The sequence below is a fragment of the Burkholderia sp. Ac-20365 genome (assembly GCF_017104715.1).
Taxonomy (GTDB): Bacteria; Pseudomonadota; Gammaproteobacteria; order Burkholderiales; family Burkholderiaceae; genus Paraburkholderia.
Window position 1 is genome coordinate 705,221 of the sequence record NZ_JAAGPI010000001.1, and the last position, 18,230, is coordinate 723,450.

Below are 18,230 nucleotides of genomic sequence, written 5' to 3' on the forward strand. Positions count from 1 at the left end.
GGCGTTATCGCGTCTCGCGAATCGTGTAGGGCGGTGCCTGAACGACGGGCGCCGCCGCTTGCAGGATGTCGTCGCGCTGTCTATTGCGTGGCGGGTAGATGCGCTCGCAGTTGATCGTGCGCTTGGTCTGTTTCGCGGCATCGCCTTGCGACGCGAGACGGCGTTCCCAGCCTTCCGTGTAGACAGCGCCCCAGGGGCCGAGATCGAGAATGGTCGTATACCAGTCGATCTGCAGCGGGAGCATCGCGAGGCCGAGCAGATCGCAGGCGGCATTGTGGCCCGCGTGGCGTCCCATCGGGCGGCTGTGCTGGCAGGACATCACGGAAGGCCGTTCGCCGTCGATCAGGATGCGCGCGCAATCGCCCGCTGCGAAGACGCCGGGCACATTCTCGACGCGCAGGAAGGCATCGACGGGCAGGCGTCCCAAAGCATCTGGCGTGACGGGGAATTGCGCCGTCAGGGCATTGGCGCGCATGCCGCCGCACCAGACCACGGTTGCAGCGTCGATGTGTTCCCCGCCTGTCAGCTGGATGCCTTCATGCGTCACGGCCTCGAGCGAAACACCGGGGCGCAGTTCGACGCCTTGCGCGCGCAGCGCTTCTTCGATCACGGGCTGCGCGCCGCCCATTGCCTGACCGATTTTTGCGGAACGGTCAGCGAGAATCACACGGATCGCGTCTCGATGTTTTTCGCCGGCGATGCTCCGCAAGCGCGCGGGTAGTTCTGCCGCGAGTTCGATACCCGTCAGCCCCGCGCCCACGACGATCACCGTGAAGCGTGCCGCCGATTCCGGCAACCCCGGCAACTGCAACAGATGATCGTTGAGCCGCGTTGCGGCATCGAACGTGTCGATATCGAAGCTGAATTCGCGCAGTCCGGCAATCGCGGGATGCGCCAGCGCGCTACCCGCGGCGAGGATCAGACGGTCGTAGGCGAGCCATTGCATCGGTGCGTCGCCCGATTCGTAGCCGACGCGACGATCTTGCGGATCGATCGAGCCGACAACGCCGCGAATGAATTTGACGCCCGCGGGATCGAGCACGTCGGGGAGGGGAACGAGGGTATCGTCGAGCGGCTGCTCGTAGTTGCGCACGCGAATGCTGTGATACGGCGTGCTGTTGATCACGACAACTTCGATCTGCTCCGGCGGCACACGCAGTTCGTCGAGCTTGCGCGCCGCACCAAGCGCGCTCCACAGGCCGGCAAATCCGGCGCCGATCACGACGATCCGCTGGGTGTTCGCATCCATGACAGGCTTGCTCCTTCTGTGGAATGAGCCGTTGTGTGGCGACGCGAATTGGAGTGTAGGTGGCGCGGGCAGTCGGCGCCGGGATTTTTGGCGTCACGGCGGCCGGCGAGTAAAGAATGCCGGTTTCCAGCCAGACGTTGATTCACATCGTCAATCGGGCTACCCTTAACCGTTCCTGGTACTCCAATGCTGCTCAACCCGGAGGCAACCGTTTCGTGAAACGAGCGTGGGCTTTCTCATGCATCCTCGTCTTGAGTGCGATCCTCGGCGGGTGCGGCAAGGGTGGATCGCAAGATACGACGGCTGGGCAAGGTGCTTCTGCGAGTCAGACGGCGAGTCAGCCGGCGCAGGCCGCGAGCGAGGCACCGGCCGCATCGGGTACGCTGGCCTCCGTCACCATGGCGCAGTTGCCGGGAGAAGCAGCGGAAACGCTGCGGGTGATCAAGGCGGGCGGCCCTTTCCCCTTCCACGAGGACGGTGTGCTGTTCCGCAATAGCGCGGAATTGCTGCCATCGCATCCGCGCGGCTATTACCACGCATACACAGTTCGCACGCCTGGTACGACGGATCGCGGGCTGCGCCGTATCGTATGCGGTGGACCACGCAAGCAGACTGGCGATTGCTATTACACCGACGATTACTACGCCAGCTTCAAACGTATTGCAGGCTAACTTGATCTGGTGAAAAACTTGCCGGTTGGCCTGCTGTGAACAAAGCAGGGTTCATCGTCAGATCGTTCGGGTGCTCGTAGCGCAAGGATGGATTCGTTCGTCAATAGCCCGGCGGCCCATCCATTTTCGGATTTTTGTGAGGCACCTCGAGGCGCCCCTGATCTGTTTGATCGGAGGAAGGAGCAGTCGGGCTAGCCGGTTGCTTCGACGCGCCAGTCGTCGCATCGGAGCCGGGTGCTGTCGCGGTCGTGCATCCCGCCAGGGCGAGCAATAAAGCCGGAAAGAGAGTTTTTGTCATCGTCGCCTCGAAGATAGTCACCTGTCGCAGGCTACGTGTCGGAAGCGTCGAACGGGCTGTCGTCCTTCGGTTCGCGATCGAGGTAGTGCGGGTAGTCTACGCCACCCCGGTTCGAGAGACGGAGACAGCCATCAACCCTGCGCGAGCGCGCCATTCGTCTCGATCACGGCCAGCACCCGCATCGACAGATCCGCGCCATGCAAACCACCGGCGTCATCGCCCGGCACATTCAGAAAACGCGCGACGATCGCAATCGCGGTGTCGTTACCCGTATCGACGGCTTCCGTTGCAGCGCGCCGCCACTCATCGTCTTGCTGCATGAAAAGACACAGCGCATACAGCGACGACACCACCGGCAGATTCGCGTGACGGTCAGTCACATGGCGCAGCAGGCTAGCCGCTTCGCGCCACTCGGTCTGGTTGATCAGCAGACGCGCTTCGCACACATCGGCAAGCGGGCTATCCGGCTGCCACGCACGCAACGCGCCGAGCACGTCGTGCAGTTCCGGCATCGCGCCGATGCGCATGCCGCCTGAGAAGACGGACATCATTGCGTTGAGCACGGACGGACTGCATTGGAGATTCGACATGACGGGCCTCGCATGAACGGTTGACGGACGAAAGCGGGCACACGCCCGACACTGCATTCTGCGTAGGGCCACGCTTTCGCCGCTTCGTCTGCGCGAAGCGTCGTGGCGCATGCCGAAGCTCGTCATGCAGGCGGCGCGTCACCTGCCTGACCCGCACACATCAATTGAATGCGCCATTCGCGACGCGTCACGCGGCTTCGCGCCGCGTCGCGCTTCACGGCGCGCATGAATCTATCGTCGATGCTGAATCGGGATCGGGCAAAGATCGCCGGTTCGTCTTCTTTGCTTTGTTAACCAGATTAACCAGAGAGAATTCGATGAACTCCATTACCCAATCCTTCCTCAACCCCGTGAACTACACGCCTGTTGGCGGCATGACGGGCAGCTCGGCGCAGGGCGTGCCGGGGCAGGGCGGCGACGTCGGCAAGCTGCTGCAGGATCTGTCGCAACTGATCGACGGTCAGCAGAACAACGCGGGCGGCGGCAACAACGTGAGCCAGTTCCTGCAGGATCTGGCAGGCGTGCTCGGCGGGCAGCAAGGCGCGCAAGGTGCGCAGGGCGCGCAAAATCCCGCTTCGCCGTTGGGCGGCCAGCCGGGCGGCATGCCTTCGACCGGCTCACCCGCGGGCACGACGGCCAGCAACGGCCTGGGTACGGCCGGCCAGGGCATGCACAACATCAAGATCAACAGCAAGGCGGGCGGCGACGCGCTGCATTTGCAGGAAGATTCGCAAGGCAACCTGTACAACGCGAGCGGCAACAACGTCGGCCATATGGGCGCGGACGGTTCGGTCACGCTGAACTCGGGCGCGACGAAGGAAGCGGCGATCCTCGAGACGGGACATTCGAACGGCAAGATGAACATCGCGCAGGTGTTCGGCGGCGGTGGCCTCACGAAGCCGGACACGGGCGACGGCGGCAACAAGGTGTTCGATTCGTCGCAGGTGTCGGTGTCGTCGGGCGATCTGAACCAGAAGAACGACGTCTGATCGTTACCGGACGATACGGCGCGCGCGATTCGTCGTGCGCGCCGTTTTTCTTTTGACGAGAGAGCAGTGTTGCGAGCGACCGATCAGCGCGCTGCCAGCGACGCAGCCGTCACAGGAATGCCGCGTTCCGGCTCGCGCTGCCAGCGCTCGATGATCGCCGCGATCCGGCGCGCGTAATCGTCACGCAGCGCCGGTGTCGACGAATGATAGGCACCGACGGCGGCCCACGTATTGCCATAGCGGACCACCTGCTTGCGCAGATGCCACGCAGCGATATACACGTTCTTGCACGGCACCATCAGCGCATCGCGCCGGATGCCGTAGCGCGCGAGTTCCGGCAGATGGATCGAGTTGATCTGCATCACGCCGTAGTCGATCGAGCCGTTGGCGTTCGCGTGCGTCGCGTCGGCGTTGTTGTGCGACTCCTGCCACGCGATCGCGCGTAGGATCAGCGGATTCAGGTGTTGCCACGCAGCGGCATCGTCGAAGCAGTCGGCGTGCGCGGGCAGCGCCGCAAGCGATGTCGATGCGCACAGCAGCGAGCCTGCGATGCGCAGAATGCGTCGGCGTTTCATGGCGTCATTCCATCGCGCGATCGCATTTCGTGCCAGTGCGCGAGCCACGCGTTGTAGGCATCGATGCGCGCTTCGCGGCGTGCTTCGGCGAGCCGTTCCTGTTCGAGGCGCGCTTCTTCGCGATGTGCTTCGTCGCGATGTGCGTCGAGGCGCCTTTGTTCTGCGCGTGCGGCTTCGATCCTGTCGTCGTAGGCGTTGACGGGCAGCAGGCCGCCGCTAACGGGGCGCTGCGCGTACGCGCTGGCACAGACAGAAAACATCATCGATAACGCAATAGCAGCGCGGCCACAGAAGCGCATTGACTTGCTCCTTATCGAGCGTAACGGGATGCGCACGAGGATACGTTTCACCCAGTCTGCGCGATTCTCACGACGCGAAGCAGCGTGACCCGCAAACGAAGCACACCGCGCTTTCGTGTTTGCGCATCTGGCTTCGCGCCTGCAACGACGCCGTGCCGGCAGCGCTCTTATCGTGACGGCACCAGGTCGACCGGCCTTCTCTTCAGAGGACTCGGATGAACACTCTTTCTCTTTTCAACGGCACCGTCGGCGTTTCCGGACTCACGCCCGTCTCGGGAATCCAGGGCAACGGCTCGTCTCAGGAAACGTCGATTGCCAATCTGCTGAGCGACATCGCGAAACTGATCGACGGCGGTGCGGCGCAAGGCGCGGGAACGCAGGGCGCGGCGTCCGGAAGCAACAGTGGCGTGTCGCAGTTTCTCGCCGATCTTGCCGCGATGCTGCGCGACCCGGACGGTTCGGGTGCGCAAAGCGGCGCGGCTAACGCCACCTCTGGCTCGCCGTCTGGCGGCTTCAATAACTTCGCAGCAATGCCGGGTAATGCGACGTCGGCTGCGGGTGGATATGGCGCAGGCGTTGGCAACGCCGGGAGTAACAGCGGGACACCCGCTTCAGTCCCGGCGCAAGCTTCGACGGGTAGCGCATCGACAGGCGCAGCACCCGAAGGACTCAGCACCGCGCCGCAAACGCAGGCGCTATCGTCCGCGCAAAGCAAGCAGGTCGCCGACGCGTACGTCGGCAACCTGCAAAAGGACTTCGGGCTGACGAAGGATCAGGCAGCGGGCATCGTCGCGAACCTGTGGCACGAGAGCGGCGGCATGAACTCGGGCATCAACCAGGGCGGCAGGATCGGTGCGCCAGGTTCCAATATGGCCGACGACAACGCGAACGGCTACGGCATCGCGCAATGGGGCGGCACGCGCAAACAGGGCTTGCTCGACTACGCGCGCCAGCACAACCTCGATCCGTCGAGCGAGGCCGCGAACTACGGCTATCTGAAGCAGGAATTGCAGACGTCGCAGGCGGGCGCGATCGCCGCGGTCAAAGGCACGAACAGTGCGCAGGCCGCGACGCAGGCATTCTGCAACGCGTTCGAGCAGCCTTCCGATCCGCAGATGGCGTCGCGGCTTGGCTATCTGAACCAGATTCTCGCGTGAGCGTACGCATCGCCTGAGTTCGCCTTCAACCCCTTGCCGACGAGCCCTGCCATGCTGAAAACGACGCATCTGTCTCCGCCTGTCACGACCCGCAGCCCATCCGACGCCACGACCGATACAGGACGCACGCCGCAGCGAACCGCGAACTCGCCGCGCCCGCCCGTCGGGCCGCGTCCGATGTCCGCGCCGCTCGCGCATCTGAAATCGCAGACGTCATCGTCGACGGGCAATGACGGGCGCATTGCGCGCTTCGCGGCCAGCACGTCTGGAGGGCAAAGGCCGCGCGGCACAACGGTCGATAAAGACCTGCCGCCGCTGCCGGAAGACGCGGGGCCTTCGCGGACAACGGCGTCGAGGATCAACGCGACGCATGTTCCTTCGCAGCCGCCATCGCGCGCGCCGTCGATCGCCGAGGCCGTCGAGACTGCCCCGAACGATGTCCCGCAAGATCCCGGCTTCAGACTGCCCGCGCGTTCGCAGCGTCTGGGCCAGCCGGTCTATCGCGACAAGCCCGGCTTCACCTTGCTCGAAACCAACAAGCTGCGCCCGGATGCGTCGGTGGCGGGCGCCGTCGGCATCGGTACGCATTCGACGGCGGGTGCGGCCACGGGTGCCGTGATCGGCGGGAGCTTCACGGCGGCACACGAGGCCGTCGGCGCGCTCGTCAACGGCCACGCGTTTTTCGCCGCACGCGAGCGCAAGCAGCGCTACGGCGCGCAACTCGACAGCCTGTTGCAGGAGGATCTGAACAAGTTCGCAAGCGACGTCGAGAACAAGGTGCCGATGCGCCCCGAAACGATGATCCTGAAACGCAAGAACGGAATCCAGAAGTCCAGCGATCTTGTCACGAAACCCGCAGACAATGCGTCGCCGAAAACACGCCCGAATGCCAGCCTCGAATACGACATGGAAGCGGTGCGCAAGCTCGCCGCATCGGACGATCCAGCACTGAAGAACGAGGCCGCGCACGCGAAGAACGTGCTGCTCACGGCCTTCCTCAAGGACGACGTCGCCGCGAAGCAGGGCAATCGCGCGGCGTATGAATTCATCCGCAACACGGTCGCCATTGGCGCGGCGACGGCAACGGCTGTCGGCACGCATGGCGCGTCGGTGGCGGCTGCGGGCTCGCATGCGGCGGGTGTGGCGGCGAGCGAACGCATCGCGGGCAGCGCGCTTGCGGGCGCAGGCTCGCTCGACGTCGGCAAGGGCATGCGCGGACTCAAGCAGCGCATGCGCGACGAGAAGGCCGAAGTGGCGGGCAGCTACGAGTTGCAAAAGCGCAAGGCGTTTGCCGATAGCGTCGCCGGCCCGGGTGCGAACCCCGAAATGAAACAGGCCTTCGACGATCTCGGCGACGCGCGCGAGAAGCTCATCAAGGACACGCATCTCGGGTTCCGCCAGCAGGCGCATGCGCAGGCGGGCGCGGAGCGCTACGGCAAGATCTTCCCCGGCACGATGATCGACGAAAAGAAATCGACGGCCGCGAAGAAGGAAACACGCGATCTGGTCGGCAAGCACGCACATGCCGTCGTCGAGTATCAGATGGGTTTAGGCGATCCCGCGAAACAGGCTAGGCTCGCGCAGCAGTGGCACACGATCATGCAAGGCGGCGGCACGCGGCAGACGCGTGCGCGCGAGTTCGCGAAAGTGATCGACGCCGATCCCGGCATGAAGGACGCCTACCAGTTGCTGCGCGATACAGGCATGGGACGCAGCGAATCGATCTACACGATGCAGCGCATGGTCGAGATGTCGATCGAAACGAAGATGGCGAAAGACCCGGAACTGGCGACGTTCGGCGGCAATGCCGACTTCGCGAAGGACGACGCCGCGCAGAAGGCGACGACGAGCCGTCTGACGTCGGCGTTCGCACGCCGTTGACGCATGCGCGAACGGTGGGCTCGCATGCGTGAACGGGCGCGGGCCGCATTCGTCGTGCTCGAGTGTCCGTTCACGCTGCCATCGGTTGCCGGTTGTCGACCGCTTCATCGGCCCGCGCGACGAATACATAGCCGAGCGAGTAGACCGTCTTCAGTTGCGATCCCTCGCGGCCGTCGAGCGCCAGCTTCGAGCGCAGCTTGTAGATGTGCTGTTCCAGCGAGCGGCCAGCGAGATCGGCGTCCTTGCCCCACACGGCGTTGGCCAGCTGCTCGCGGCTCATCAGCGAGCCCGCGTTCATGAACAGCAGCCATGCGAGACTCAGTTCGCGCGCTGTCAACGGCACACAGCGTTCGCCGAAGCTCACGGTGCGCGCACTGCGATCGATCGTGTAGCCGGCCACCGTCAACCGGTCGACCACGCGCGAGCCGCGGCAGCGCGCAATCGAACGTCGCGCGCGCGCCATGATCTCGTCGACGCTCGCGGTGCCGATCACGACTTCATCGACGCCCGCATCGAGCGCCTCGATGACGGCCTCGCTATCCCACGAGCGGCCGATCATCATCACGGGCAGATCGGTGCGGAAGTGGCAGGTGCGCCACTTGAGCGTCGCGAGCGCAGGGATCTGGCTTTGCGTGGCATCGAAGATGACGAGCGCCGCCGAATCGCGCTGCAGGAAACGGATCAGCGAAAGCTCGTCGGTGAAACGCGTGCACGCAATGCCGTTCTGCTCGAAGGCCTGGTTAATCTGCTTGTACAGCACGTCGCTGAAAGTGAAAAAGGCGATTCGCATGTGGACTCCATAACCATCGCGGCGCGACCGATGCGCGCGCCGATATCCCCCGTCGTTCTGGTCCGAGGCGCCGTCTATGTTTGCAGCGCTCTCGCAATACACAACACCTGATAGCAAGCGACTATTCCATGCCATTCTCAATCGATGCGCGATGCGCATCGATGTACGAGAAAACGCTTTACGTACAAGGGTTTGCGGCGACGTGCGCGAGGCGTGCGGACGAAGCACGGCAGAAATTTTTTTGTGTTTTAGCCGTGCGAGGAAACCTGCGATGAAGCGAAGTGCGAATGCCTTCGCTGCGCGACCGGCCCACTATCTGGGCGAGCCGTGCGCTTACTTGCCTGCCGCGTAGTGTTGCTCTTCGCGCACGCGGCGTTCATGCGATTCCGCATACGCGGCGGAACGCGCCTTGAGCAAGGGGTCATCGGACGGCGCGATGCCATCGGGCAAGGTCAACGGATCGAAGCTGATGTCGCGGCACGGGCCGTCGATCTGCGGTTCCTCGCGCTGCACGACGAGTGTGCCGACATCGATCTGCGTGCGGTTCGCGGGCCAGAGCCGGGTCGCGTCATGGGTCACGTCGCCCGGTTGCGCGAGCGTGATCACCATGTGCCAGCGCACTGGGCCATGCCGTAGACGCTCGCCGAGGCCGCGCTCGAGGAAGTCGGTGTCGTGCGTTTGCGCATCGGCGAGCGGCACATAGGTGTCGTCGGGTTCGACGCGCCAGCGCACATCCTGCACATGGCCGTCACGATCGATCAGCCGGAACGCCGACACGCTGTAGTACGCGGCATTGTCGAACCCCGATGAAGGCGGATGATCGTGCAGCCATTGATCGAAGCGCGCGGTTTCGGGATGCGTCTGCATGAATGCATCCATGCCGGGGTTGTCGCCGTACGTGGTCGCGTCACGCGCCTTGCGCGAGGCTGCGAGCATCTCGAACAGCGCTTCGGGCGTGCGCACGGGAAAGATGGGTGCAGAGTTCATTGCCGTGCGCCATTCGCCGCCGCCCGGCGTGACGATGCGCAGCGCGAGGCTGCGCACGTTCGACGCGCCGTCGGCCTGCGCGGGATTGCCGCCGCCAATCGACAGGCGTCCCACCACCTGCGACCGGCCGGCGGCGAACACGCTGGCGCGCGACAGCGGCGCGGCGTTGCCGTTGCTGTCGAAATAGCCCGTTACGCACACGCCTTTCGCGTGATTGCGCCGAAAGCCAGGATGCTTGCCCGACACAGCTTCGAAGCGGTCGATGATCTGGTTCGCCGAAGGCTGTGCGCCGGGCAGGCGCGTGAAACCCTGCGTGAACGCATAGGCGCCCGCAATCGAGCCGAGCGCGACGACGGCGAGCGCGCCGCCCGCGACAAAGCGAAAGGATGTTCTGGACATGAATCGACTACGGATGCACCACGCGCTTTCGCGCACGCTGCATCAAACGGAACCAAAGAGCGGATCGAAATGGCGTTCGGCGATCTCTTTGCCAAGCGGCGCGAGTTCGCCATTGCTGGTGGCGCCGATCAGCGCATAGCCGAGATTGGACTCGCGCCACGTGACGACGTTCATCGAATCGATGCGCGACGACGCGACGGTCTGATCGGGCTTGTTTTCCTTGATCACGCACAGCGCGACGGGATCGCCTTTTTGCGGCAGATAGACGATCTGCACGAGCGGACGCCCGTGGAATTTCAGGCGCTGCACCCGGATGAAGCGCAAGCCGGCCTTGCTCAGATCGGGCACGCGCAGCGCGATGCCGTCTTCCGTGCGGATTTCGTCGACGGTGCTTTGCGCGTCGGACGAATCGGGCCACAGATGCGCGACGGTATCGCGCGAATAGAGTTGCTGATAGCTCGCCGCGACCTGCACCCACGGCAGCGAACCCATCGTCGAAGACGCGACGGTCGCGGTGTTGCCGGAGAGCTTGCCCGGCTCGCCGAAGCCGACGCCCGGCGCAAGCCGCAGCACCACGCCACAGCAGAATGCGCCGCCGACGAACGCCACGGCCAGCCACGCGGGCGCGATGCGCAGGCGCGAGCGCACGGGTGTGGACGGCGGCAGTTGCGCGCTGTGTTCGATTGCAGCGTCGTTCGCGCTGTGTACGGCGGCTGCGGGTGCCACGGCCGGTTGCGCTTGCGCGGCTGCGCTCAGCCTGGCGGCTTCCGTATGCGCGCGGATCAGATCGTCGACGCGCTTGACGAGGCTTTCGGGAACGGGCGGCAGTTTCTGCGCATCGAACGCCTCGCGATACGGCAGGCGCGACGCCTGGAAGAGGGCGACCTTATCCGCGAGCTCCGCGTGGGCGCGGAGTTCGTCTTCGATCTGCTGACGCTCGTTCGGCGACAGTTCGTCGTCGACATATGCCATCAGCACGGTATCGTCGACTTTCATACGCTCGGGCCCCGGTCGGGAGTGCCGCAGCACTCGAAATAAATCATGTCACAGCGCTGTCACAGCTATCTGACTGTCAAGTATAACGTTCTGCTTGCGGACAGGGGCGCAATGCGCCGAATTGACGTGCTGCCGCGCGAAGCATTTCCTCCACATCATCAACTCGCTATCGTCGAAACGGGCGCGGTCGTCTGACCGAACATCGCATCAACGTCGCGCTTCGCGATCAGCTTGCCGAGCTTGTCGAGATCGACCTGACCTGTCGTGCCGATCAGCGCGTAGCTCAGTTCCGACTGCCGCCATGTCACGACGTCCATGCCGTCGAGCTTCTGCTGCGCAATCGACTGATCCGGTTTCGCATCCTTCACGACGCACAGCGCGACAGGGCCGCCTGTTTTCGGCAGATAGACGATCTGCACGAGCGGCTTGTCGTGAAAGCGCAGACGCTGGATGCGCTTGAATGTCAGCCCTTGCGCGCTGAGATCGGGCACGCGCACCGGCAAGCCGTCGATCTCATGAATATCGGCGACCGTTTTTGCCGACACGGCGGCGTCCGTCGTAACGGCAACCGTATCGCGCGAATAAAGCGCCTGATAGCCCGCGGCCGCCATGACCCACGGCGATGCAGGCTGTGCGGACGCAACCGTCGCGGCGCCGCCTGAAAAAACGCCGGGCACGAGCCGCAGGCCTATGCCGCAGCAGAACACACCCGCGACGAACGCAACCGCGAGCCACGGCGCCGAAAAGCGCATGCGCGACCGCACGGGCACGGACGGCGGCAAGCCGGCGACAGGCGGCACGCTCGCATCGTTTGCAGCGGGATCGGCGGCGGGGCCGGGCGGCACGGTCGAAGTCGCGCTGGCATGCGTGCGCGCGAGTTCGGCGATCTTGCGCGTCAGCGATTCAGGCACGGGCGGCAGCTTCTGCTGCGCGAATGCCGCGTCATACGGCAGGCTCGACGCGCGGAACAACTCGATGCGCTCGGCCAGTTCCGGCGATTCATCCAGTTCGCGTTCGATCTCGCGGCGCTCCTCGATATCGAGTTCGCCGTCCACATAGGCCATCAGCGTGATGTCATCGACTTTCATGACGCTGAGTCCTTGCCGAGCGCGGCCACCTTCATCGGCTGTGCCGGTTTGCCGGAGAACAGCGCGCCGATCGCCTGACGCGCGCGCGACAGCCGGCTCATCACGGTGCCGATGGGCACGTCGAGCGCCTCGGCCGTTTCGCTGTAGCTCAGCCCTTCGACGGCGACGAGCAGCATCACCGTGCGCTGCGCCTCGGGCAGACGCTGCACGGCCTCGATGATCTGCGCATTCATCGTGATCTGTTCGGGCGTGCGCGCCTTCGGGTCTTCGACGGTTTCGAGGAAGTCGTCGTCCCAATCCATGCTCGAGCGGCTGCGCACCGAACGCGCGCGCAGTTCGTTGATCCACGTGGAATGGACGATCGAAAACATCCAGCTGAGCGGCGCGGTGTCCGCCTGCAACTGATGCGCGCGTTCCAGCCCGCGCACGCACGCGCGCTGAACGAGATCTTCAGCGTCGTGCCGGTCGCCGGAAATACGCAATGCGAAAGCCCATAACCTCGGAAGCATATCGGGCAGCATGCTGGACAAGTCTGCGCCTGTCATTGAAGTCGTTCCTTGCTACTGAACCGGTGGATCTGCCTTCGACGAAGGCATGAGGCTGGTGCGCGGCAAACGTTGGCGCACTCGATGATACGGACGGAATTCAAGCGAGCAATTTTAACGTCGATCGAGCAATATTGCTGACGAGCGTTTTGCGTGCGCGCATGCGCATGGAACTTCGCAGTGGAAAGCAACATGAAAGCCTGTCATCGCATGCAAACTCCGGGCGCGCGCGATCAATCGGATAAGATACGGCCCGCCAGTCATTTTCGAACCATGGAGTGTTTTCAGTGATTCAACCGGGCAACGTATTCAAGGACAACCTCGCGCAACTGCCGGGCATCGACGGTATCGAACGGATCGATCTCGTCGACGGCAAGGGCGATGTGGTCGCGAGCATTGAGAACAAGCCGGGCAAGCAGGGCTCGCTCGCGGTGTACAACTATCTGCGCGAAGTGTACGGCTCGCTCGACGCAGAGGCCGCAGAACACGGTCTCGCCGTGTTTGCCGAGCATACGGCTGACGCGCGCAACCGTACGGGCGCGCATCCCAATGTGGATCGCCTGCTGGAGATCGCAGCGGGTGGCGAAGCGCTGCGCATCGACCTCGTCGCGGCTGCCTGAGCGTTACAGCAAGCCCAGCGACAACGCCTTGAGCGTCGCGGCGGCCCGCGTCGAACAGTCCAGTTTGCGGAATACGCTTTCGACGTGCGTGCGCACGGTGCTCGGGCTCAGTGACAGATCGCGAGCCACTTCCTTGTTGCTTGCACCGCGTGAAATGCCGCGCAGCACATCGACTTCCCGCGCGGACAGCCGCGCCGTCTGCGCGCGCGGATTGACGACGCGCTTTTGCGCCGCGCGCTCGTCGATCAATGCATTGACCACTTCGGTGTCGTAGCGGCCCTGGGCCGCTTCTGCGCGCAACAGCTTCGCCGCTTCGTCATGCGTGAGCGCTTCGCGCCACGGACGCGCCGCGCGTAACGCGACCCAGGCCGCGCTCGCCGAGAGAATGCGCGCTTCGATCGATAACGCAGCGCCCGCCGCGCCGCGAAAATAGCCCGAGCCATCAAGACGCTCGTACGCGTACGAGCCGAGTTCGGCGGCCTCCGCGAGCGCGCCCGTCTGTCTGCCTGCGCGCGAGGTCCAGTACGGCACGAGCCGCGCTTTCTCCCACGCAGCCTGCGACAGCCGCGCAGCCGTGTTCCAGACGAGGTTCGGCACGGCCGCGCGGCCCATGCCATGAATCAGTCCCGCGCAATATAGCCGGCTGTGCGCGTTTGCATCGAGCGCAAAGTGTGCGGCGCACGACGCCGCAGCGGCCGCGACGCTGCGCGAATAGCCCGTCATCCACGGCAGTTTGAGATCGATGATGTCGGCGATCAGTTCGACGGGCGTGACGTCGTTCATCTGCGGCGTCAGCAATGCGGCATCGATCGATGCGGCATCCGCCTGTTCCAGCTCATCGAGCCATTGCGCCGCGAGCCGGACCGTGAGCCGCGCGAGCTTGTCCGGGTAGCGCGAATCGGCGCGCTGCGCGATCAGCGCTTTGGCGCGCTCGATGCCATACGTGCGCGAAAAAATCTCCAGTTCACCCGCCAGCGCCACGACGAACACGGTGGGCGGCACCGCGCTGCCAGCGAGATGATCGGGCGAGCCGCTGCCGTCCCATGCTTCGAATATGTGGCGCAACGTGGTTTGCGTGCCCGCGCCGAGACCGAGCATGCGTGCGGCTTCGCCCGATACTTCGCAATGGATGCGCGCCAGCGGCGTCATCACGGCACCCAGATCGCCATGCAGTTCGGCAGGAGCCCAGTCGGGCTTGAGCGCGAGCATCGCTTCGCGGGTCGCGACGTCGTCGCCCAGCGCTTCGGCGAAGCCCGCGGCATTTGCCGTGCAGCCCGACCAGCGCAACAGCGACGCTTCGCGCACAGCGACGACAGCGGCTTCGTCGAGTTTGGCTGCCTGCGCGACGCGCATGGCGAGCCATGCGGTGCGGATCGAATGATCGGTCGGCTGGCCCATGCTCAGATCGCCGATGAAGGCGAGCGCCTTCACTGCGTCGAATACGCGAACGGCGGGAGCGTCGGAAAAGCCTGGCGAAGTCGGCATGAAGGAAGCGGTGCGGGCTTGTATCGGGCCTCACTATACCCCGCGCGCGCTCCCGCGCGAGATCGGTCATTTGACCGATACCCGCGTCCACGCCGGTCGTGCTCCTCAATTCATTGCGGAAAAATCTCCGCGATCCAGTCGACAAAAGCCTTCACGGCTGCGCTCGCCTGCGCGCGGTTCGGATAGAGAATCGACACAGGCACCGGCGCACTTCTCGATGCGGGCAGCACTTCCTTCAGCCGCCCCGATTCCAGATACGGCTTCGCAACGAACTCCGACAACTGGATGATCCCCAGCCCTTCGATCCCGCATTGCAGATACGCTTCCGTTTCGTTGACGGTGAAGCGGCCTTGCATCGTCAGCGTGACGGGTTCGCCGTCCACGTCGAAGCGCCAGTCGAGCGGGCGTCCCGTCGCATTCGACATGTAGTTGATGGTTTCGTGTGCGGCGAGATCGTCGAGCGACAACGGTTCGCCGCGTTCACGCAGATACAGCGGCGACGCGCAAGTGAGCCACGTCAGCATGCCCAGCGGACGCGCGATCAAGGCCGAGTCCGCAAGTGCGCCCGTGCGGATCGCGCAATCGATGCCATCGAAGATCAGGTCAGCCGGCCGGTCGCTCAACCCGAGCACGAGTTCGATGTCGGGATAGCGGGCGGCGAACGCGCGAAGATTCGGCAGCACGACGGCGCGGCCGATCACGCCCGGCATGTCGGCGCGCACCTTGCCGCGCGGCGCCACCGTGTCCTCTCTCAAACCGCTTTCCGCGCGCTCGATCTCGGCGAGGATCGTCTGGCACGACGCGTAGTAGCGCTCGCCCGCTTCCGTCAGGCTCAGGTTGCGCGTGCTTCTGCGCAGCAATACGGTGCCCAGATGCTGCTCCAGATTCTTGATCGTCGTGGTGACGGACGAGCGTGGCATCGACAGCGTTTCGGCCGCCTTGCTGAAGCTGCGCACCTCGACGACGCGCACGAAAGTACTGATCGCTTGAAGTTTGTCCATGGAACGGAAGTGGGGCGTGTGAACGCGAGCATACCTTGCGCGCGACTTCACAGCGTTGAACGCGCGCGTTCGGCGCGCACGCGTTGTGAATTCACGCGAGACGAACAATCGAACGCACGAGGCACCCTAGACTTCGATCAACGCAGCGCGCCTTCGCACGCACGCTGCAATCGATTCCTTCCCGCAGCGGAAGGCAATTCATCGCATCGCATCCGATGCAACGAAAAGGGTCACGCGTGATGACGCAACAACGTATTCTCGTTCTGGGCGCAGGCGAACTCGGCATGTCCGTACTGCGCAATCTTGCACGGCGTGCTGGCGCTTCGGCATTGAGCATCAGCGTGCTGCTGCGGCCGTCGACTATCCAATCCGTCGATCCCACCAAACAACGTGAACTCCACGAACTGCATGCGCTGGATATCGCGGTCGTTCCCGCTGACCTTGCGGCCGATTCGGTCGAAACACTAGCTAATGTGTTTTCGCAGTTCGATACAGTGGTGTCATGCACCGGTTTTGTCGGCGGCAAGGGCGTGCAACTGAAGATCGCACGCGCCGCGCTGAATGCTGGCGTGCCGCGCTTCTTTCCGTGGCAGTTCGGCGTCGACTATGACGTGATCGGACGCGGCAGCGCACAGGATCTGTTCGACGAACAACTCGATGTGCGCGATCTGTTGCGCGCGCAATCGCGCACCGACTGGGTGATCGTATCGACGGGGATGTTCACGAGCTTTCTGTTCGAGCCGTCGTTTGGCGTGGTGGACGTTGAGCGCGGCATCGTGCGCGCGCTGGGGAACGGGGATAACGCCGTCACGGTTACGACGGCCGAAGATATCGGCGTGCTGACGACGGAAATTCTGCTGGCGCAACCGCGTATCAGTCATCGCGTCGTGCATGTTGCGGGCGAGACGGTCGGTTATGGGCAACTCGCCGACAAGCTGGAAAAATTCACGGGCCGCGCGTTCGAGCGCATCGAATGGACGGTGCCGCAATTGAAGCACGAACTTGCGCTCGATCCGGATAACGCGCTGAAGAAATACCGCGTGGTATTTGCCGAAGGAAAGGGCGTCGCGTGGGATGCACGGCAGACCTTCAATGCGCAGCGCGGCCTTACCGTGGAAAACGTCGATCAGTGGATGCTGCGGAATCTGAGCAAGCGGTGCGTGTCGGAAAACGCGCTGTGATTCGTAGCGGTCGATTGAACAATATCGATCGACCGCTACTTGCCTCAACGCTTCATATTGCGCATCGCGATTGCAATGACGACCGCGCCACAAGCAAGCACAGCCGCGGCGAGATACGAACCTGCGCTGATATCGTGCGTCGCGGCCGTCAACGCGCCGATAGCCGTCGGTGCGCTCAGACTGCCAAGCTGCCCGATACTCGAAATCAGCGCAATCGAACCTGCCGATGCCGTGCCGGACAGAAACGTTGCCGGTATCGTCCAGAAGATTGCCGTGCACGACAGATAGCCGATTGCAACGAGCGCCAGTCCGGCAAGTGCGGGCGCGAACGAAGCATGCGCAGTGCCGAGCAGAACAGCGCCTGCCGCCGACACCAGTGCGCCGCCCGCAAAATGCAGCCGTCGTTCTTTGGTCGCATCGGAATGGCGACCCATGAGCACCATGCCGATCGCGCCGATCAGATACGGAATCGCCGACACCAGCCCGATATGCCACGGGTTCGCGACACCCGCTTGCCGGATCACGGAGGGGGCCCAGAAGTTCAGCACGCTGCCCGCCCACGTGATCGTGAAGTAGCCGAATGCACACACATACACACGCCAGTTCTTCAACGCCGCACCGAAGTGATCGATCCGATGGTCGTTCGCGTTCCCATGACCTTGCAGCTCGCGCGCGACGATCGCCTTTTCTTCGGGTGTGAGCCACTTCGCGGTTTCCGCAGAATCAGGCAGATACCAGAGCGCGACGATACCCACCAGCACAGGCGGAATGCCTTCGAGCAGGAACAGCCATTGCCATGCGTGCAGCGCGTGCCAGCCATCGGCGTTGCCGAGAATCCATCCGGAAATCGGACCGCCCGTGATGCCGGCGACCGCGATGCCGAGCACGAACGCCGACAGCACCTTCGCGCGATGACGATCCGGAAACCACGACGTCAGGTAATAGACGATGCCCGGAAAGAAGCCCGCTTCGGCGATGCCGAGCGCAATACGCGCGATATAGAACTGAGTCGGATTGCGCACGAACATCATCGACACCGACACGAGACCCCACAGCACCATGATGCGCGCGATGGTCCGGCGTGGACCGATGCGGCGCAACAGCAGGTTGCTCGGCACCTCGAACAGCACGTAGCCGATATAGAACACGCCGACGCCCAGACCATACGACGCTTCCGTCAAACCGAGATCCGCGCGGAACTGCAGATGCGCGAAGCTGATGTTGACGCGGTCGATATAGTTCAGCACATAGCAGAGGAACAGAAACGGAATCAGCCGCCGCGCGATGCGTCCGAACAGCTTTTCCGTGTCCACCTGCGTGCCGGCGTTCGACGTCGATTCGCCAGGCGGGCCGTCGAGGCCGCTGCGGGTCAGCGTGCCGTTGGTCGTTTCCATTGAGTGGTCTCCAATATAGTCGTTTGATGTCGTGC

The 18,230-nt window shown here is 63.9% G+C and carries 18 protein-coding genes; 6 read left to right on the forward strand and 12 right to left on the reverse strand.

The window, feature by feature from the left end:
- Nucleotides 1-4 precede the first annotated feature (4 nt).
- The gene (locus G3O01_RS03025) at nt 5-1,249 is read right to left on the reverse strand and encodes an FAD-dependent oxidoreductase (protein ID WP_205802942.1); all 1,245 of its coding nucleotides are present in this window, start codon (nt 1,247-1,249) and stop codon (nt 5-7) included.
- Between the two features lie 215 nt (nt 1,250-1,464).
- On the opposite strand from G3O01_RS03025, the gene G3O01_RS03030 reads away from it, so the two are divergent.
- Nucleotides 1,465-1,920, forward strand: coding sequence for a ribonuclease (locus tag G3O01_RS03030; protein ID WP_205802943.1), 456 nt, complete (start codon nt 1,465-1,467; stop codon nt 1,918-1,920).
- A gap of 429 nt (nt 1,921-2,349) precedes the next feature.
- On the opposite strand, the gene G3O01_RS03035 is transcribed toward G3O01_RS03030, so the two are convergent.
- The gene (locus G3O01_RS03035) at nt 2,350-2,808 is read right to left on the reverse strand and encodes an HrpB1 family type III secretion system apparatus protein (RefSeq protein WP_205802944.1); all 459 of its coding nucleotides are present in this window, start codon (nt 2,806-2,808) and stop codon (nt 2,350-2,352) included.
- Between the two features lie 317 nt (nt 2,809-3,125).
- Between G3O01_RS03035 and G3O01_RS03040 the strand changes: the two genes are divergently transcribed.
- The gene (locus G3O01_RS03040; protein WP_205802945.1) at nt 3,126-3,797 is read left to right on the forward strand and encodes a hypothetical protein; all 672 of its coding nucleotides are present in this window, start codon (nt 3,126-3,128) and stop codon (nt 3,795-3,797) included.
- An 83-nt stretch (nt 3,798-3,880) separates the two neighbouring features.
- Here G3O01_RS03040 and G3O01_RS03045 read toward each other — a convergent pair whose 3' ends face one another.
- On the reverse strand, nt 3,881-4,372 hold the full coding sequence (locus G3O01_RS03045) for a lytic transglycosylase domain-containing protein (RefSeq protein ID WP_205802946.1): 492 nt from the start codon (nt 4,370-4,372) through the stop codon (nt 3,881-3,883).
- Nucleotides 4,369-4,671 (reverse strand): hypothetical protein, encoded by a 303-nt coding sequence (locus G3O01_RS03050; protein ID WP_205802947.1) that lies wholly within the window; start codon nt 4,669-4,671, stop codon nt 4,369-4,371. The genes G3O01_RS03045 and G3O01_RS03050 overlap by 4 nt, the downstream gene beginning before the upstream one ends.
- Nucleotides 4,672-4,886: 215 nt before the next feature.
- Here G3O01_RS03050 and G3O01_RS03055 point away from each other — a divergent pair, with 215 nt between their 5' ends.
- Together G3O01_RS03055 and G3O01_RS03060 are read left to right on the forward strand one after the other, a co-directional pair.
- Nucleotides 4,887-5,828: a phage tail tip lysozyme gene (locus tag G3O01_RS03055; protein ID WP_205802948.1), complete on the forward strand. Its 942-nt coding sequence runs from the start codon at nt 4,887-4,889 to the stop codon at nt 5,826-5,828.
- A 51-nt stretch (nt 5,829-5,879) separates the two neighbouring features.
- A complete protein-coding gene (locus G3O01_RS03060) occupies nt 5,880-7,709 on the forward strand; it encodes a hypothetical protein (RefSeq protein WP_205802949.1) in 1,830 nt (609 codons plus the stop codon).
- Between the two features lie 70 nt (nt 7,710-7,779).
- On the opposite strand, the gene G3O01_RS03065 is transcribed toward G3O01_RS03060, so the two are convergent.
- From G3O01_RS03065 to G3O01_RS03085, 5 genes are all read right to left on the reverse strand, one after another.
- On the reverse strand, nt 7,780-8,499 hold the full coding sequence (locus G3O01_RS03065; RefSeq protein WP_205802950.1) for a response regulator transcription factor: 720 nt from the start codon (nt 8,497-8,499) through the stop codon (nt 7,780-7,782).
- A 333-nt stretch (nt 8,500-8,832) separates the two neighbouring features.
- Complete coding sequence (locus G3O01_RS03070; protein WP_205802951.1) at nt 8,833-9,885, reverse strand: catalase family peroxidase; 1,053 nt, start codon at nt 9,883-9,885, stop codon at nt 8,833-8,835.
- Nucleotides 9,886-9,927: 42 nt separating this feature from the next.
- On the reverse strand, nt 9,928-10,881 hold the full coding sequence (locus tag G3O01_RS03075; RefSeq protein WP_205802952.1) for an anti-sigma factor: 954 nt from the start codon (nt 10,879-10,881) through the stop codon (nt 9,928-9,930).
- 158 nt (nt 10,882-11,039) lie between these two features.
- Nucleotides 11,040-11,969, reverse strand: coding sequence for an anti-sigma factor (locus G3O01_RS03080; protein WP_205802953.1), 930 nt, complete (start codon nt 11,967-11,969; stop codon nt 11,040-11,042).
- Entirely contained in the window at nt 11,966-12,514 is a 549-nt protein-coding gene (locus G3O01_RS03085) for an RNA polymerase sigma factor (protein WP_205802954.1), read from the reverse strand. Before G3O01_RS03085 ends, G3O01_RS03080 begins: the two co-directional genes overlap by 4 nt.
- 287 nt (nt 12,515-12,801) lie before the next feature.
- On the opposite strand from G3O01_RS03085, the gene G3O01_RS03090 reads away from it, so the two are divergent.
- Complete coding sequence (locus tag G3O01_RS03090) at nt 12,802-13,134, forward strand: DUF2322 family protein (RefSeq protein ID WP_205802955.1); 333 nt, start codon at nt 12,802-12,804, stop codon at nt 13,132-13,134.
- 3 nt (nt 13,135-13,137) lie between these two features.
- Here G3O01_RS03090 and G3O01_RS03095 read toward each other — a convergent pair whose 3' ends face one another.
- Both G3O01_RS03095 and G3O01_RS03100 read right to left on the reverse strand, forming a co-directional pair.
- Nucleotides 13,138-14,619 carry an HD domain-containing phosphohydrolase gene (locus tag G3O01_RS03095; protein ID WP_205802956.1) on the reverse strand — a complete coding sequence of 494 codons (1,482 nt, stop codon included), beginning with the start codon at nt 14,617-14,619 and terminating at the stop codon, nt 13,138-13,140.
- A gap of 110 nt (nt 14,620-14,729) precedes the next feature.
- The gene (locus tag G3O01_RS03100; protein ID WP_205802957.1) at nt 14,730-15,620 is read right to left on the reverse strand and encodes a LysR family transcriptional regulator; all 891 of its coding nucleotides are present in this window, start codon (nt 15,618-15,620) and stop codon (nt 14,730-14,732) included.
- 239 nt (nt 15,621-15,859) lie between these two features.
- Between G3O01_RS03100 and G3O01_RS03105 the strand changes: the two genes are divergently transcribed.
- On the forward strand, nt 15,860-16,801 hold the full coding sequence (locus tag G3O01_RS03105; protein WP_205802958.1) for an aromatic alcohol reductase: 942 nt from the start codon (nt 15,860-15,862) through the stop codon (nt 16,799-16,801).
- 44 nt (nt 16,802-16,845) lie between these two features.
- On the opposite strand, the gene G3O01_RS03110 is transcribed toward G3O01_RS03105, so the two are convergent.
- Nucleotides 16,846-18,195 carry an MFS transporter gene (locus G3O01_RS03110; RefSeq protein ID WP_205802959.1) on the reverse strand — a complete coding sequence of 450 codons (1,350 nt, stop codon included), beginning with the start codon at nt 18,193-18,195 and terminating at the stop codon, nt 16,846-16,848.
- Between the last annotated feature and the right edge of the window lie 35 nt (nt 18,196-18,230).

Excerpts from the sequence above, each read along its gene's own strand:
- G3O01_RS03110 (WP_205802959.1), bottom strand. The coding sequence starts at position 18,195 with ATGGAAACGACCAACGGCACGCTGACCCGCAGCGGCCTCGACGGCCCG.
- G3O01_RS03105 (WP_205802958.1), top strand. The coding sequence starts at position 15,860 with ATGACGCAACAACGTATTCTCGTTCTGGGCGCAGGCGAACTCGGCATG.
- G3O01_RS03085 (WP_205802954.1), bottom strand. The coding sequence starts at position 12,514 with ATGACAGGCGCAGACTTGTCCAGCATGCTGCCCGATATGCTTCCGAGG.
- G3O01_RS03100 (WP_205802957.1), bottom strand. The coding sequence starts at position 15,620 with ATGGACAAACTTCAAGCGATCAGTACTTTCGTGCGCGTCGTCGAGGTG.
- G3O01_RS03050 (WP_205802947.1), bottom strand. The coding sequence starts at position 4,671 with ATGCGCTTCTGTGGCCGCGCTGCTATTGCGTTATCGATGATGTTTTCT.
- G3O01_RS03035 (WP_205802944.1), bottom strand. The coding sequence starts at position 2,808 with ATGTCGAATCTCCAATGCAGTCCGTCCGTGCTCAACGCAATGATGTCC.
- G3O01_RS03060 (WP_205802949.1), top strand. The coding sequence starts at position 5,880 with ATGCTGAAAACGACGCATCTGTCTCCGCCTGTCACGACCCGCAGCCCA.
- G3O01_RS03025 (WP_205802942.1), bottom strand. The coding sequence starts at position 1,249 with ATGGATGCGAACACCCAGCGGATCGTCGTGATCGGCGCCGGATTTGCC.
- G3O01_RS03095 (WP_205802956.1), bottom strand. The coding sequence starts at position 14,619 with ATGCCGACTTCGCCAGGCTTTTCCGACGCTCCCGCCGTTCGCGTATTC.
- G3O01_RS03080 (WP_205802953.1), bottom strand. The coding sequence starts at position 11,969 with ATGAAAGTCGATGACATCACGCTGATGGCCTATGTGGACGGCGAACTC.
- G3O01_RS03040 (WP_205802945.1), top strand. The coding sequence starts at position 3,126 with ATGAACTCCATTACCCAATCCTTCCTCAACCCCGTGAACTACACGCCT.
- G3O01_RS03045 (WP_205802946.1), bottom strand. The coding sequence starts at position 4,372 with ATGAAACGCCGACGCATTCTGCGCATCGCAGGCTCGCTGCTGTGCGCA.
- G3O01_RS03070 (WP_205802951.1), bottom strand. The coding sequence starts at position 9,885 with ATGTCCAGAACATCCTTTCGCTTTGTCGCGGGCGGCGCGCTCGCCGTC.
- G3O01_RS03055 (WP_205802948.1), top strand. The coding sequence starts at position 4,887 with ATGAACACTCTTTCTCTTTTCAACGGCACCGTCGGCGTTTCCGGACTC.
- G3O01_RS03065 (WP_205802950.1), bottom strand. The coding sequence starts at position 8,499 with ATGCGAATCGCCTTTTTCACTTTCAGCGACGTGCTGTACAAGCAGATT.
- G3O01_RS03075 (WP_205802952.1), bottom strand. The coding sequence starts at position 10,881 with ATGAAAGTCGACGATACCGTGCTGATGGCATATGTCGACGACGAACTG.